Consider the following 14,543-nt stretch of genomic DNA (forward strand, 5'->3'; position numbering starts at 1 on the left):
CCCTCCTGCCCTGTCACCTCAATAGTTTGGGCTCATCGGATTTGGGGTAGTCGCCTGTGTAGAGCGGGGATTGTTTATAGCGTCCGATCATGAACCGCACGAGAACGCCGATGGCAGCGGCGGTCGGTACGGCGATCAGCATACCGGTGAAGCCAAGGAGCGTTCCGAATGCGAACAGCGCGAACATGAGCCATACGGGATGCAGGCCGACGGACGAACCGACGAGTTTCGGCTGAAGAATATTGCCTTCGATGAACTGGCCGACGCCAAAGGCGATGGCGACGCCGAGAATATGGCCCCATTCGGGCCAGAACTGCACCATGGCCACGCCGAGCGCAACGACAAGGCCGACCAGCGATCCGACATAGGGAATAAAACTGATCAGACCTGCAAAGAGGCCAATAAGAAGGCCGAAGTTCAACCCGACAATGGTGAGACCAACGGCATAGATGACGCCGAGCAGGAGGCAGACGGTGCCCTGGCCGCGAACGAACCCGGCGATCGCCTTGTTCATGTCGCGGGCAATGGCACGTATCGTATAGACGTGCTGGCGCGGGACCAGATTGTCGATCTTGGAAACCATCCGGTCCCAATCAAGCAGCATGTAGAATGCCACGACGGGCGTCACGACGAAGAGCGCAAAGACATCGATCAGCGTCTTGCCCGAACTCCAGATCGATTGCAGCAGCGTGGTCAGGAAACCCGCGCCCTGCTGCAGCAGCGAATCGAGGCTGTTGCGGATCACCGAAGCGTCTACGCCGATGAAATTCTTCAGCCACTGAGAATCGCGGTTGGCGATCAACTCCTGCAGGCGCGCCACGTAACTTGGCAGGCGCGCGATGAAATCGCTCATCTGCGAAGCGAGAACGGGCACGAGGATGATGAGGAGCAGCGCGAATGTCACGATGAAGAGGACAAGGATGACCACCGTCGCAAGCAGTCGGGACAGGCCGAGCCGCTGCAGCCGGTCGGCCACGGGATCAAGGAAATAGGCCAGCACCATGCCTGCCACAAATGGCAGCAGGATCGAGGAGAACATATAGAGGAAAAGGCCGAGGAAAAGGAGAGCGGCTGTCCAGAACACCGCCTGACGGCGCACGCTGCTGGCAAGCGTGTTGACCTCAACTTCCACATGGATGTCACGATCGGGGATCTCGACCGGGATCGCCTGTGTCTTGGTCGTGACTACGCCCTTGCTTTCAGTCTTTGTCATATCCAGCCATGTGTTTTGTCCAGGCGACGAGATAGGCAGTCGCGGAAGCTACGGTCAAGAGGGCAACGCCCCAGGTGAGCACGGCGCGGATGCCGGCAAATGAATAATCAAATGTAATATCGGCAAGCGTCACCGCGACGAGTATGATCTGAAATACGGTATTCGCCTTCGAGACCAGTAATGGATGCATTGCGACCGGCCTGTCAATGACAGTGCCGAGCACCACGGCTCCAATAATGAAGATATCTCGTGAAACGACAATGACGACGAGCCAGACCGGCAACTCCTTGAGGAAGCCAAGGACTACATACAGCGACACGAGCAATACCTTGTCGGCGATCGGATCGAGATAGGCGCCAAGGTCGGATTTCTGGTTGTAGCGGCGCGCGATGAACCCGTCGACACCGTCCGAAACACCGGCAACGATGAATCCAGCAAGAGCTGCTCCGACGTAGCCGGACAACAGCGCCATGACGATGAACGGAACCAGAATAAAACGGAAGATGGTGATGTAGTTGGGAATGGTCACGCGTCTTCCTCAAGGCATGCATCTCTGCTCTACATGGCGCGATGAACGCTGACGCTCAAGTGCTCGCGCGGGGCAAAGTGTCAATAAGTGGCGTTTTCTCCGCCACTGCCGGCATAAGTTCTTGCAGCCACGCGTAAGTCGTGCCATTTCGCCATCAAAATCTGGAGCTGACGATGAGTGACAAGAACCAAGCCGGCAAGAATGGCCTCACCTATGCGCAGGCAGGCGTCGACATCGATGCCGGCAATCTGCTCGTCGAAAAGATCAAGCCGATCGTGCGCTCGACGCGGCGGCCGGGCGCCGACGGTGAAATCGGCGGTTTCGGCGGCCTTTTTGACCTCAAGGCGGCAGGTTTCACCGATCCGGTCCTGGTGGCGGCCAATGACGGCGTCGGCACCAAATTGAAGATTGCCATCGATGCCGGTGTCCACGACACGGTCGGCATCGATCTCGTTGCCATGTGCGTCAACGATCTCGTCGTGCAGGGCGCCGAGCCGCTGTTCTTTCTTGACTACTTCGCAACCGGCAAGCTCGACCCCGATCAGGGCGCGGCGATCGTCAGCGGCATCGCCGAAGGTTGCCTGCAGGCCGGCTGCGCACTTATCGGCGGTGAAACGGCGGAAATGCCGGGCATGTATCGCGACGGCGACTATGACCTTGCTGGATTTGCCATAGGCGCAGCCGAGCGCAATGAACTGCTGCCGTCCGGCGACATTGTCGAAGGCGACGTCATTCTCGGACTTGCCTCTTCCGGCGTTCATTCCAACGGCTTTTCGCTGGTGCGCCGCATAGTCGAACTTTCCGGGCTCGGCTGGGATGACAATGCACCGTTCAAATCCGGTACGCCGCTTGGCGAAGCATTGCTTACGCCGACGCGCATTTACGTAAAGCCGCTCCTTGCCGCCATTCGCGAAACAAAGGCGATCAAGGCGCTCGCCCATATCACCGGCGGCGGCTTTCCGGACAATATTCCCCGCGTGCTGCCAAAGCACTTGACCGCCAGCATCGATCTTTCCGCCATCAAGGTTCCGTCCGTATTCTCCTGGCTCGCCAGCACCGGCGGCGTCGAGCGCGATGAAATGCTGCGTACCTTCAATTGCGGTATCGGCATGATCGCAGTCGTCGCGCCTGAGAATGTCGACGCGGTACTCACCGCATTGAAATCGCAGGGCGAAGATGCTGTGCGCCTCGGGACTATGGTGGCCGGTGCCGACCGGGGCGTCGTCTACCAGGGTAAGCTGGCGCTGTGAGCGCCGGAATGCAAAAGAAGCGGGTGGCGATCCTGATTTCCGGGCGCGGCTCCAATATGAGCGCGCTTATCGAAGCAGCAAAGGTGCCCAACTATCCGGCGGAAGTCGTTGTCGTCATCGCCAACAAGGCCGATGCCGCCGGGCTCGCGGCAGCGCGCGCCGAAGGGATCGAAGCGATCGCCATCCCGCATCGAGATTTTATCTCCAAGGCCGAGCACGAGGCCGCGGTCTCCGCCGCGCTCCATGCGGCCAACGCCGATGTTGTCTGCCTTGCCGGCTATATGCGGCTGATTTCGCCGGAATTCGTGAGGCAATGGGAAGGCCGGATGCTCAACATCCACCCTTCCCTGCTGCCGCTGTTCAGGGGCCTTCACACCCACGAACAGGTGCTTGCATCCGGCATGCGCGTGCATGGCTGCACCGTGCATTTCGTCACCGAAGGCATGGATGAGGGTCCGGCCATCGCCCAGACCGCAGTTGCCGTAAAGACCGGCGACACGCCGGCGACCTTGGCGGAGCGCGTTCTATCCGTCGAGCACGAAACCTATGCTCGTGCACTTGCGCTGGTTGCCAGCGGCAAGGCTACGATGCACGAAGGGCGCACAGTTTTCAGCGACTAGGCTTCGCTTTTCCGCAAGCGCGCGGCCGGTTCAGGCCAGCCGCACCCAAATCTTGTTGTCGTGAAAAGCCGCGCCGCCATTGGGAGCCGGTGAATCGGCGCCGGTCAGCACGTTGATGCCCTCGCCGCGTTCGAAGGCGGAATTGGCGAAGATGCCTTCCGAGATAACGACGCCGCGCTTCGTCCGCGCTTCGACGCGAGCGTGCAGAATGACTTCGCCGCGTTCATTGCCGATCTCGACGCGTGCGCCATCGATAATGCCGAGCGCCGCAGCGTCTTCCGGATGAATCAGAAGTTCGGGACGCTGTTCCTTGGCGGTCGAGGTCGGTGTTTCAGAAAAAGTCGAATTGAGGAAGTTATGCGCGGGCGATGTCGCCAGCCGGAACGGGTGCTTTTCATCGGCCACCTCGATCGCTTCCCAATAGTCCGGAAATGTCGGCAGCGTGCTGTAAGGCCCCTGCAGCCCCATGGATTGCGGCGGACGGTTGGGCGACGGGCCATTCACCCAATCCGGCCTGAAGCGAAACTTGCCGTCCGGCCAGGCAAAGCCCTTTTCGTAATGCGCGGTGTCGAAGTCGGGCTGAATGTCGAGCCAGCGCATGGCCTTGAGCGCGTCAAAGCCCGGCAGATTGCTCGCCGCCATCATATTGTCGATGAGGGTCTTTGCATCGAGATCAAAGCCCGGCAGGTGCGCGACGCCGAGCCTCTTGGCGAGTTCATTGATGACGAAAAGGTTGGGACGCGTCTCGCCGGGTCCGTCGATCAGTTTTGGACCAAGCACGATGTGCTGCTGGCCGCCGCCGCGATAAATGTCGTCATGCTCCATGAACATCGTCGCTGGCAGCACGACATCGGCGAGCTTTGCCGTATCGGTCATGAACTGCTCATGCACGGCCATGAAGAGGTCATCGCGCAGCATGCCCTGTTTCACCAGCCTCTGCTCGGGCGCGACATTGGCGGGGTTCGTATTCTGCACCAGCATCGCGGTGACAGGAGGTCCGCCATAGAGCGCCGATGCATCTCCCGTCAATGCGGGGCCGATGCGGGACTGGTCGATGTGGCGGATCGAGGGATCGGCAAAGGCCCGCCCCTCGATCTCGCGCTTGTCCATACGGAAAATGCCGGAATTGGAATGGAAGCCGCCGCCGCCCTCATATTTCCAGGCGCCGGTCACGGCCGGGATCGACAGCGCCGCATGCATATTGACCGCGCCGTTGCGCTGGCGGGCAAATCCATAGCCAAGGCGGAAGAACGTCTTCTTGGTCGTGCCGACGAGACGGGCGAATTCTTCGATTTCTGCAACTGAAAGGCCGGTGATCGTCGCGGCCCATTGCGGAGTCTTATCCTTGAGATGCCGTTCAAGCCCTTTCGGATCGTCCGTATAGGCATTGAGATAGTCCCAATCGGCGAATCCATCGCGGAAAAGCACGTGCATGACGGCGCAGGCGAAGGCTCCGTCGGTGCCGGGCTTCAGCACGAGGCCGAGATCGGCCTGCCGCACCGTCGCCGTCTCATAGATGTCGATGGCGACGATCTTTGCGCCGCGATCCTTGCGGGCGCGCACGGCATGGGTCATGACATTGACCTGTGTCGCTGCGGCATTCGTGCCCCATATGACGACACAATCCGACTTTGCCATCTCGCGCGGATCGACGCCGCCAAGCTTGCCGGTGCCGGCATAAAAGCCGCTCCAGGCGAGATTGGTGCAGATACTGTCGAACTGGTTGGTATATTTCTTGGCGTGGCGCAGGCGATGAATCGAGTCGCGCTGCACAAGCCCCATCGTGCCGGCGTAGTAATAGGGCCACACGGTTTCCGAGCCGTACCTTGCCTCGGCCTTGAGGAACCGTTCGGCGACGAGGTCGAGCGCAGCATCCCAGCTCGCCTCCTTCCACAGCCCATCGCCTTTTGCGCCAGCACGGATTATCGGCTTCAAAAGCCGCTCCGGATGGTGGATGCGCTCGGCATAGCGGGCGACCTTGGCGCAGATGACGCCGGCCGTATAGCTATTTTCCTTGGCGCCGCGCACCCGCCCGATATGGCCCGTGTCGAGAACCTCCACATCGAGCGCGCAGGTCGACGGGCAGTCGTGGGGGCATGCGGAATGGCCGGTACGAAGAAGGACAGCTTTGTTCATGTTCGATCCATAGCGCAAAATCACATCCGCACAAATGCCGCTTTTTGTCTTGGTGACAAGCTTGACCGCGTCCCATCATCGTTGTTAGTTAAGCAACTACTTTAGTAATCATCAAAGCGGAGGAAGAAATGTCGCTGACGCTGTATTTTCACCCCTTGTCATCCTTCTGCCAGAAGGTTCTGACGGCACTCTACGAGAAGGACATCGCCTTCGAAAAGCACGTCGTCAATTTCATGGATGCGGCGGAAAACGCACGCTTCACCGAGATTTGGCCGATCCGCCAATTTCCAGTGCTGCGCGATACGGCACGCGGCAGGATAATCCCGGAGTCGAGCCTGATTATCGAATATCTCGACCAGCATTATCCCGGCAAAGTGCAACTATTGCCGGAGGATCGCGAGGAAGCTTTCGAGGCGCGCAGACTTGACCGGTTCTTCGATCTGCACGTGCAGGTACCAATGCAAAAGACCGTGACGGACAAGCTTCGCCCCGAGGGCCAGAATGACAGTTTCGGCGTCGATGAGGCAAAAGCAAAACTCAACACGGCCTACGGCGTGCTTGAAAAGGAACTCGGCGGCAAAACCTGGGCGACGGGCGAGCGTTATACAATGGCCGATTGCGCGGCCTCGCCGGCGCTGTTCTATGCCAACATGTCCGTGCCGTTCGGCGCCGAATATCCTGGTGTCGCGGCCTATCTCGACAGGTTGATGCAGCGGCCGTCTTTCGCGCGCGCCGTGGAGGAAGCAAGGCCCTACTTCGATATGCGGCCCGAATAGGTCAGGCGAGCCGCATGACTGCCGCGCCAGCCGCGATCAACGCCACGGCGGCAATACGTTTCGGTCCAACGCGCTCGTGGAGAACCAGCGCGGAGATTGCAACAGCGAAAAGGATGGAGGTCTCGCGCAATGCCGCGACCGTCGCCACCGGCGCCATCGTCATCGCCCAGAGCGCGAGGCCGTAGGAGCCAAGCGTTCCGACGCCGCCGATGGTGGCAAGGCGTATGCGCCTGGTGAAATGCGGCCAGAGTTCGCCGCGACGCATCACCACGGTCCACAAGAAGAGCGGTACAGCATTGAGGACGAAAACCCACATCGTATAGGAGGCGGGCGCGCCGGAATGGCGCACGCCGATGCCGTCGATGAGCGTATAGGTGGCGATGACGAAGGCATTCACGAGCGCAAACATCGTCGCGGCGCGATTGGCGGAAGCCCGCCGCCTCGCCTCCAGCGCCAGTGCGAGGACGCCGCCGCAAATCAGCGCGATGCCTGCCCATTTCTGCACCGAAAGCACCTCGCCAATCAACGGACCGCTGGCAATCGCTACGATCAGCGGCGCCGTGCCGCGCATGATCGGATAGGCCTGGCTCATATCGCCGCTGCGATAGGCAGCCGCGACGAGGATGAGGTAGATCACCTGCGCGACGCCCGATGCGGCGAGAAACGGCCAGCTCTCCCGCGCTGGCGGCGGCAGGAATGGCAGGCAGATTGCTGCGATGAGGCCTGCCGAAGTTACAACGACGACCGTGTTGAGAAACTTGTCGCCTTCGGATTTGACGACGGCATTCCAGCTCGCGTGCATGAACGCGGCAAAAAGCACAATGAGAATGACGGTCCCGGACATGTTGCTAACCCGTAGCACGCCAGCGATACGAGTGTGCCCTGCGGCCCTATAGGACAGATTTATGACATTTGGCAAATTGGTTGCTTGAAAGCACAGGTTCAGGGAAATTGAAGGTTTGCATTCGGCCTTTTCCCGGGTCCTCGGGACGAGCCCGTGGATGACGGCAGCGATGGTGGAAGCGGCGGTGGTGGCTGGATCACGGCAATGATTGTGGATCCGCGCCCTGCCCCAGGCACGCGAAGCACCAAAATGAGGCAGCGGTCACACCGGATACTTGCGAGCGGCAGGACATCGTGAAACAAGCAGCGCATGAACTATCGCCACGCCTATCACGCCGGCAACTTCGCGGATGTGGTCAAGCACATCATCCTGACGCGGCTGGTGCTTTACCTGCAGCGGAAGGAACAGGCGTTTCGCGTCATCGATACCCATGCAGGGATCGGTCGCTACGACCTTAAGGGTGTCGAGGCCGGCAAGACCAATGAATGGCAGAACGGCATTGGCAGGCTGCTGGAGGCAAAGTTCGATCCCGACGTCGCCGCGCTCTTGTCTCCCTATCTCGACATCGTCCGGTCCGAAAATACCGATGGAGCGATGCGGCACTATCCCGGCTCACCGCTCATCGTGCGCCACTTGCTGCGGCGCCAGGACCGGCTTTCCGCCCTCGAACTGCACCCACGGGATGCCGAGCAGCTCGGCGACCTCTTTGCCGGCGACGTGCAGGTGCGCGTAATCGAGCTCGACGGCTGGCTCGCCATGGGCGCGCATCTGCCGCCGAAGGAAAAGCGCGGCCTCGTCCTCGTCGATCCGCCATTCGAGGTTGCGGGCGAGTTCGACCGGCTGGTCGACAGCCTTGCCAAGGCACACAAGCGCTTTTCCGGTGGAACCTTTGCGCTGTGGTACCCGGTCAAGGACCGCCAGGAAGTCAGGCGTTTCGCGGAAGCGCTGCGCGATACCGGCATTCCCAAGATCCTGCGCACGGAGCTTATGATTCGCGCGCCGTCAGCCGAGCCGCGGCTCGACGGCACCGGCATGATCATCGTCAACCCGCCTTTCACGCTGGAAGCGGAACTGCGCATTCTCTTTCCGGCGTTGTCAAAAATCCTCACTGAGGAAAAAAATGCAGGCTTTACAGTCGATTGGGTACGCGGGGAACAAGTTGACGCTTGACCGGAGGCAACTGCTGGTCGAAATTGCGGCAAAGATTAGTGGAGAGTACATACATGGCACGCCTATCACCCCTCCTTGCGGTTGGCTTTGCGGTCAGCGTCGTATTGTCCTCAGGGATCCCGGTTAGGGCAGCGGACTACGTTCAGGGCGGCTACGACGATACCTGCGGCCAGGCAAGTGTGCTCAACCGCATCGTGAACCGGTTTGCCTATCAGGTGCGGCACGTGCCCAACCTGCCGCAGGTCGGCATACAGAATTTCAGCGATGTTCGCATGACGCGCTTTGAGCCGAGTCGCGAGCCCGAACTTGCCGCCGTCGAGCGCCACTATTGCAAGGCGACCGCGCATCTGAGCGACGGCGTCCAGCGCCCGGTCTGGTACGTGGTCGAGGACGGCATGGGCTTTGTCGGCATCGGCAACAATGTCGAGTTCTGCGTGGCCGGGTTCGATCGCTGGCACGTCTATGACGGCCAGTGCCGCACGCTGTACTGAGCCGCCGAAACCCCGTTAGGTGATGCCGATCGGCAAATGGGCCGGCTACGCACTGTTTGCGGCACTGCTCGCGATTTCAGTTCTCACCTATCTGCGCGAACAGAATGCGCCGGAAATCACCGGCGGGGCGCCGGTCCCCGAAATCTCGGAAGACGCGCAACGATCCACTCCCACGGACGCAAAGCCAGTCGCCATAGGTTCGGCGTTCGATTTTTATGTCCTTGCCCTCTCCTGGTCGCCGAGCTACTGCGCGGCGGAGGGCGCGAAGGCCAACCGCCAGCAATGCAGTTCCGGCCGCCCCTACGGCTTTGTGGTGCACGGCCTGTGGCCGCAATATGAGCAAGGCTATCCCGAGGATTGCGACACTGCGGGGCCACGCGATGTGCCTTACGCGTTAGCGAAGCAGCTTTCGGACATGATGCCTTCTGTCGGGCTCGTCACGTACGAATGGCGCAAGCATGGCGCTTGCAGTGGCCTCAGCCAGCAGGACTATTTCGCCGTGATGCGCAGCGCGGTGGACCGGGTGTCGATCCCCGGAGCATATCGCCAGCCGACGGCGCGCCCGCAAGTCAATCCTCTCGTTATCGAACAGGCATTCATATCCGCCAATCCCGGCATGCCGAAAGCGGGCGTCGCCGTGACATGCGACCGTGATTATCTTCGCGAAGTGCGCATCTGCCTGACCAAGGATCTGAATTTCCGGGCGTGCCCTGAGGTTGACCGTTCGAGTTGCCGGCAACGCGCCGTCGCAATGCCCGCTGCCCAATAATCGGGACCGCTTTGCGAAAACGCTCGCGGCGTTTACGTTTCACCATCGAATCGCAACACGCTGGAGCGTCATCGTGACGAAAGTTCTCTATTCCCCCGCCTCGCCCTATAGCACCAAGGTTCGCATGGCCGCGCTTTATTCCGGCGTGCCGATCGACAGCGTACTCGTCGACAGCAATGCCGAGCCGGCCGAACTGATCGACGCCAATCCGCTCGGCAAGATACCGACGCTCATCCTCGATGATGGCAAGGCGATCTTCGACAGCCGGGTGATCACGCAATATCTCAACCGTCTGTCCGGCAACAAGCTTTTCCCCCGCAACGCGGAAAAGCGCCTTGAGGCCGAACAGCTCGAATCGATAGCCGACGGGCTTTGCGATGTACTGCTCGCACATGTCTATGAAAGACGGTTTCATCCGGAAGAGAAAATTCATCAGCCATGGCTCGATCGCCAATGGGGCAAGGCGGTGCGCGTGCTCGATCACCTCAATGCCGCGCCGCCGCGCCTGGGAAAGAAGGTCCATGGCGGGCATATCGCGCTCGCGGCGGCCCTCGCCTATGCAAGCCTGCGCTTCGAGGGCAAATGGGAAAAGGGCCGCTCCAAATTGAAGCGCTGGCAGAAGCGCTTCGAGGAGTTACACCCCGAACTTGCGGCCCTGCTGCCGAAATAGCACAAAAAAAGGGTCGGACAGTTGCCTGTCCGACCCCTTTCTTCATCCGGCTGGCTTAAAACTTGTAACCAACGCCAACGCGGACTTCGTTTGTGGTCAGCTTGCTCGAAACGTCGCTGAGGCCACCAAGATCGTAGTCCTTGCGTCCGAAATCGTTGTAACGATATTCGACGCGGCCAACGATGTTGTTGGTGATCTTGGCTTCGGCGCCTGCGCCGACCGTCCAGCCGAGCAGCGTGTTGGAATCGCTGCCGGTATCGGCCGAAAGCTTGCTGTTCGTCACGGCAAGACCGCCGGTGCCATAAAGCAGCACAGGGTCAAGGGCGATACCGGCACGGGCACGTACCGAGCCTTCTACGCCCTGCTTGGCCTTGATGCCGTTGCGGGTTTCATCGCCGCCGGAATAGCCGAGATCGGCTTCACCACCGTATACGAACTGGCCGTTCTGGAAGTTGTAACCACCATAAGCACCACCTTTGAAACCGTCGGCATTGATTTTGCCGTCATCGGTCTTGTGCTTGTTCCAGCCGTAGCCGCCATAGGCACCGAGATAAGCGCCTGACCAGTCGGATGCGACAGGCGCTGCTTCGACGGGAGCCGGCGCTGGCGGCTGTTCCATGACAGCGTCGGCGGCAAATACGGGAGCGGAAAGCATCAGCACGGCGGCCGACGCGAGGAAGGTTGTTTTAAGAGTGCGCATGGCAATCTCCTTTTTTTAAACTCTTTTACACGGAGCGGGCACTGGTCGGGGGGAAAACCATGGATTGCGTCCGCTTAACGAGGCGGACATTCGCGCCGCATTGTGGCGGCACTTGCGCGGCAGTGTGATAAGAAACCGACGAGATCGTGGCCGAAATGCGATGTGCTTTTTGCGCAACATTCTGCATTGCGGCCAAACTCAATAGTATGTCAGTCTAGCTGTGAAAGAACTGCTCACAAACATTTGATAATAAACAAAACTATCTTGCTGGGAATGGTTAAATTCCGATTAGAATACTTAATATTTACTTAATATTTGCACAGATCGACGGAGAGACATTGCCACCGTCAAACAACGCAACTTTCGGCGAGCAAGCCGTAGCGAAAGAACACCGTTCCACTGCTTCTGTTCACTGCTGACCTTTCACCCTCGCGCTTTTCGTCGCCGAACCCTATATTCGGACCTGAATCACAGCATGGATGGAGTGGACCTTGAAGATTGACCGAACCGTTGCTCTCGTAACCGGCGGCGCGAAACGGATCGGCAAGGCGATTGTCGAAGACCTGGCGGCGCATGGTTTTGCCGTCGCCATTCATGGCCATAACGGCCTTGATGAAGCGCGCGACCTGCTTCGCTCAATCGAGGCGCGCGGAGGCAAGGGCTGCGTGGTGAAAGCCGATCTCAGCGACAGTGACGCGGTTCGCCGGCTGATCGGCGATGTCGGGGCCGCGCTGGGCCCGGTGCAACTCCTCGTCAACAACGCTTCGGTGTTTCACGCGGACGGCATCGGCGATCTCGGCAATGACGAGATCTGGGACAGCCATTTTGCGGTGCATGTCAAGGCGCCGGTGCTGCTCGCCGACGCCATGGCCGCGGCCCTTTCACCGGAAGCGGAGGGACTGATTGTCAACATGATCGACCAGCGCGTCCTGAAGCTCATGCCGACGTTTACATCCTACACATTGTCGAAGGCGGCACTGTGGGCCGCGACGCAAACGCTGGCGCAGGCGCTGGCGCCGCGTATTCGCGTCAACGGCATCGGCCCAGGCCCTACCCTGCCGAGCTCCCGCCAGGATACCGCCGCGTTCGACAAGCAGGTTCACGCGCTCCTGTTGCAGCGCGGCCCCGATTTGTCAGAATTTGGCCGCACAATCCGCTACCTCTGGGAGACCCGCTCGATCACAGGGCAGATGATCGCCCTTGACGGCGGACAGCATCTGGCGTGGGAAACGCCCGATGTATCAGGAATTATTGAATGAGCGACCCGGCCAATCAGAACCAGAAGAACGAGCTTCACGCCGACAATACCAACGATGACGACATCATCCTTGGCGTCGACGAGGAAGACGAGCCTGTCGAGGAAAGCAATGAGCCCGTCCGCGACGTCGCCGCGCTGATCAGCGCGATCGAATGGGATACCAGCGTCGTTTCCGAAGGCTCGAGCGGTCCTGACGTGATTGCGGACCTCGTCAAGCGGCTTCCCAACAAGCCCGGCGTCTATCGCATGTTCAATGCGAGCGGCGACGTTCTTTATGTCGGCAAGGCACACAGTCTGAAGAAGCGCGTTTCCAACTATGCGCGCGGACAGGGGCACAATAACCGCATCTCCCGGATGATCCGCGAGACGGTCAAAATGGAGTTCGTCGTCACGCGCACCGAAACGGAGGCGCTTCTCCTTGAAGCGAATCTGATCAAGCGCTTACGGCCGCGTTTTAACGTGCTGATGCGCGACGACAAGTCCTTCCCCTATATCCTGCTCACCGCCCCGAAGCGCGGCGAAAAATGGCTGGCGCCCGGCATCTTCAAGCATCGTGGTGCGCGCTCCAGCAAGGGCGACTATTTTGGCCCCTTCGCTTCGGCGGGGGCGGTAGGACGCACGATCAATGCGTTGCAGCGTGCCTTCCTTTTGCGCACCTGCACCGATTCCTTCTACGAGAACCGCAGCCGGCCGTGCCTGCTCTATCAGATCAAGCGCTGCTCGGGCCCGTGCACCGGCGAGGTCAGCGAAGGCGACTACGACGAACTTGTGCGCGAAACGAAGGCGTTCCTCTCGGGCAAGAGCCAGGCGGTCAAAACCCACCTTTCCGACGCGATGCGCGAGGCTTCGGCCGAACTCGACTTCGAACGCGCCGCCATCTATCGCGACCGCCTCTCGGCTCTCTCGCATGTGCAATCGCATTCCGGCATCAATCCGCAATCCGTCGAGGAAGCCGACGTTTTCGCCATCTACCAAGATGGCGGCGTGACTTGCATTCAGGTGTTTTTCTTCCGCACCGGACAGAACTGGGGCAACCGCGCCTATTATCCCAAGGCAGACTCCTCCCTGTCCGCCGCGGAGGTTCTCGGTGCTTTTCTTGCGCAGTTCTATGACGACAAGCCAAGCCCCGCCTTGATCATGCTGTCGGAAACAGTCGAAGACCAGGAACTGCTCTGCGCTGCCCTCACCGCAAAATCTGACCGCAAGGTCTCGATCACCGTGCCGCAGCGCGGCGAAAAGAGGGATCTGGTCGAACACGCCTTGAGCAATGCACGCGAGGCGCTGGGACGGCAACTCGCGGAGACCTCATCGCAATCGCGCCTGCTCAAGGGCGTCGCCGATACGTTCGGGCTGGAAAAGACGCCCCGTCGCATCGAGGTCTACGATAACTCGCACATCATGGGAACCAACGCGATCGGCGCGATGATCGTCGCCGGGCCGCAGGGCTTCGTCAAAAACCAGTATCGCAAGTTCAATATCCGCTCGACCGAGATTACCCCGGGCGATGATTTCGGCATGATGCGCGAAGTCATCGAGCGGCGATTCAGCCGGCTGGTCAAAGAGCACGGAACGCCCGAGAACCGCGATGCACCGGCCGAGGACCTTGAGGTCGATGAATTCGAGGAAGATACCGATGCCTTCCCCGCCTGGCCGGACATCATCCTGATCGACGGCGGACAGGGGCAGATGAGCGCGGTGCGCGGCATCCTCAACGAGATGGGCATCGCTGACAAGGTGACCGCTATCGGCGTTGCCAAGGGCGTCGACCGCGATGCCGGACGCGAGCGGTTCTTCATGGAAGGCAAGCCGTCGTTCACGTTGCCGCCGCGCGACCCTGTTCTCTATTTCCTGCAGCGCCTGCGCGACGAGGCACACCGTTTTGCCATCGGCACCCACCGGGCCAAGCGCAAGAAGGAAATGGTGAAGAATCCGCTCGACGAGATCGCCGGTATCGGTCCGTCGCGCAAGCGCGCGCTCCTGCATCAATTCGGCACGGCAAAGGCAGTTTCACGCGCCGCTGTCGAAGATTTGATGAAGGTCGACGGCATATCTGAAGCGATGGCGATTACAATTCGCGACCATTTCCGTACATAGCTGATTTTCGGACATAAATGCGC

The 14,543-nt window shown here is 60.0% G+C and carries 14 protein-coding genes; 9 read left to right on the plus strand and 5 right to left on the minus strand.

Annotated features, from left to right (window positions below; all coding sequences use genetic code 11):
- Positions 1–13 precede the first annotated feature (13 nt).
- Positions 14–1,213: an AI-2E family transporter gene (locus HQ945_RS01865; protein WP_113281911.1), complete on the minus strand. Its 1,200-nt coding sequence runs from the start codon at positions 1,211–1,213 to the stop codon at positions 14–16.
- A complete protein-coding gene (locus tag HQ945_RS01870) occupies positions 1,200–1,742 on the minus strand; it encodes a CDP-alcohol phosphatidyltransferase family protein (protein ID WP_113281912.1) in 543 nt (180 codons plus the stop codon). The genes HQ945_RS01865 and HQ945_RS01870 overlap by 14 nt, the downstream gene beginning before the upstream one ends.
- A gap of 173 nt (positions 1,743–1,915) precedes the next feature.
- Here HQ945_RS01870 and purM point away from each other — a divergent pair, with 173 nt between their 5' ends.
- On the plus strand, positions 1,916–2,992 hold the full coding sequence (gene purM / locus HQ945_RS01875) for a phosphoribosylformylglycinamidine cyclo-ligase (RefSeq protein WP_113281913.1): 1,077 nt from the start codon (positions 1,916–1,918) through the stop codon (positions 2,990–2,992).
- 8 nt (positions 2,993–3,000) lie between these two features.
- The gene (purN, locus tag HQ945_RS01880; RefSeq protein ID WP_113281914.1) at positions 3,001–3,612 is read left to right on the plus strand and encodes a phosphoribosylglycinamide formyltransferase; all 612 of its coding nucleotides are present in this window, start codon (positions 3,001–3,003) and stop codon (positions 3,610–3,612) included.
- Positions 3,613–3,642: 30 nt separating this feature from the next.
- Here the strand turns inward: purN and HQ945_RS01885 are convergent, their stop codons facing one another.
- The gene (locus tag HQ945_RS01885; RefSeq protein ID WP_113282069.1) at positions 3,643–5,748 is read right to left on the minus strand and encodes a molybdopterin oxidoreductase family protein; all 2,106 of its coding nucleotides are present in this window, start codon (positions 5,746–5,748) and stop codon (positions 3,643–3,645) included.
- A gap of 128 nt (positions 5,749–5,876) precedes the next feature.
- Between HQ945_RS01885 and HQ945_RS01890 the strand changes: the two genes are divergently transcribed.
- On the plus strand, positions 5,877–6,524 hold the full coding sequence (locus HQ945_RS01890) for a glutathione S-transferase family protein (RefSeq protein ID WP_113281915.1): 648 nt from the start codon (positions 5,877–5,879) through the stop codon (positions 6,522–6,524).
- 1 nt (position 6,525) lies between these two features.
- On the opposite strand, the gene HQ945_RS01895 is transcribed toward HQ945_RS01890, so the two are convergent.
- Positions 6,526–7,368 (minus strand): EamA family transporter, encoded by an 843-nt coding sequence (locus HQ945_RS01895; protein WP_113281916.1) that lies wholly within the window; start codon positions 7,366–7,368, stop codon positions 6,526–6,528.
- A gap of 309 nt (positions 7,369–7,677) precedes the next feature.
- Between HQ945_RS01895 and HQ945_RS01900 the strand changes: the two genes are divergently transcribed.
- The 4 genes from HQ945_RS01900 to HQ945_RS01915 all read left to right on the plus strand — a co-directional run bounded on the left by HQ945_RS01900 (position 7,678) and on the right by HQ945_RS01915 (position 10,468).
- Positions 7,678–8,538 carry a 23S rRNA (adenine(2030)-N(6))-methyltransferase RlmJ gene (locus HQ945_RS01900; protein ID WP_113281917.1) on the plus strand — a complete coding sequence of 287 codons (861 nt, stop codon included), beginning with the start codon at positions 7,678–7,680 and terminating at the stop codon, positions 8,536–8,538.
- A 53-nt stretch (positions 8,539–8,591) separates the two neighbouring features.
- Positions 8,592–9,029, plus strand: coding sequence for a hypothetical protein (locus tag HQ945_RS01905; RefSeq protein WP_027229775.1), 438 nt, complete (start codon positions 8,592–8,594; stop codon positions 9,027–9,029).
- A gap of 22 nt (positions 9,030–9,051) precedes the next feature.
- The gene (locus tag HQ945_RS01910; RefSeq protein ID WP_113281918.1) at positions 9,052–9,798 is read left to right on the plus strand and encodes a ribonuclease T2 family protein; all 747 of its coding nucleotides are present in this window, start codon (positions 9,052–9,054) and stop codon (positions 9,796–9,798) included.
- A 73-nt stretch (positions 9,799–9,871) separates the two neighbouring features.
- Positions 9,872–10,468, plus strand: a complete 597-nt coding sequence (locus tag HQ945_RS01915) for a glutathione S-transferase N-terminal domain-containing protein (protein WP_113281919.1) — start codon at positions 9,872–9,874, stop codon at positions 10,466–10,468.
- A 55-nt stretch (positions 10,469–10,523) separates the two neighbouring features.
- On the opposite strand, the gene HQ945_RS01920 is transcribed toward HQ945_RS01915, so the two are convergent.
- On the minus strand, positions 10,524–11,168 hold the full coding sequence (locus tag HQ945_RS01920) for an outer membrane protein (RefSeq protein ID WP_027229778.1): 645 nt from the start codon (positions 11,166–11,168) through the stop codon (positions 10,524–10,526).
- Between the two features lie 479 nt (positions 11,169–11,647).
- On the opposite strand from HQ945_RS01920, the gene HQ945_RS01925 reads away from it, so the two are divergent.
- Positions 11,648–12,427, plus strand: coding sequence for an SDR family oxidoreductase (locus tag HQ945_RS01925; RefSeq protein WP_113281920.1), 780 nt, complete (start codon positions 11,648–11,650; stop codon positions 12,425–12,427).
- On the plus strand, positions 12,424–14,520 hold the full coding sequence (uvrC, locus tag HQ945_RS01930) for an excinuclease ABC subunit UvrC (protein WP_246272458.1): 2,097 nt from the start codon (positions 12,424–12,426) through the stop codon (positions 14,518–14,520). Before HQ945_RS01925 ends, uvrC begins: the two co-directional genes overlap by 4 nt.
- Positions 14,521–14,543: the final 23 nt, after the last annotated feature.

Origin of the sequence: Phyllobacterium pellucidum (assembly GCF_013327855.1) — a bacterium.
Lineage (GTDB): Bacteria > Pseudomonadota > Alphaproteobacteria > Rhizobiales > Rhizobiaceae > Phyllobacterium > Phyllobacterium pellucidum.

Bases quoted from the DNA above. Each gene is read 5' to 3' on its own strand.
- HQ945_RS01895 (WP_113281916.1), bottom strand. From the start codon at position 7,368: ATGTCCGGGACCGTCATTCTCATTGTGCTTTTTGCCGCGTTCATGCAC.
- purM (WP_113281913.1), top strand. From the start codon at position 1,916: ATGAGTGACAAGAACCAAGCCGGCAAGAATGGCCTCACCTATGCGCAG.
- HQ945_RS01890 (WP_113281915.1), top strand. From the start codon at position 5,877: ATGTCGCTGACGCTGTATTTTCACCCCTTGTCATCCTTCTGCCAGAAG.
- purN (WP_113281914.1), top strand. From the start codon at position 3,001: ATGCAAAAGAAGCGGGTGGCGATCCTGATTTCCGGGCGCGGCTCCAAT.
- HQ945_RS01925 (WP_113281920.1), top strand. From the start codon at position 11,648: ATGGAGTGGACCTTGAAGATTGACCGAACCGTTGCTCTCGTAACCGGC.
- HQ945_RS01920 (WP_027229778.1), bottom strand. From the start codon at position 11,168: ATGCGCACTCTTAAAACAACCTTCCTCGCGTCGGCCGCCGTGCTGATG.
- uvrC (WP_246272458.1), top strand. From the start codon at position 12,424: ATGAGCGACCCGGCCAATCAGAACCAGAAGAACGAGCTTCACGCCGAC.
- HQ945_RS01910 (WP_113281918.1), top strand. From the start codon at position 9,052: ATGCCGATCGGCAAATGGGCCGGCTACGCACTGTTTGCGGCACTGCTC.
- HQ945_RS01865 (WP_113281911.1), bottom strand. From the start codon at position 1,213: ATGACAAAGACTGAAAGCAAGGGCGTAGTCACGACCAAGACACAGGCG.
- HQ945_RS01905 (WP_027229775.1), top strand. From the start codon at position 8,592: ATGGCACGCCTATCACCCCTCCTTGCGGTTGGCTTTGCGGTCAGCGTC.
- HQ945_RS01900 (WP_113281917.1), top strand. From the start codon at position 7,678: ATGAACTATCGCCACGCCTATCACGCCGGCAACTTCGCGGATGTGGTC.
- HQ945_RS01885 (WP_113282069.1), bottom strand. From the start codon at position 5,748: ATGAACAAAGCTGTCCTTCTTCGTACCGGCCATTCCGCATGCCCCCAC.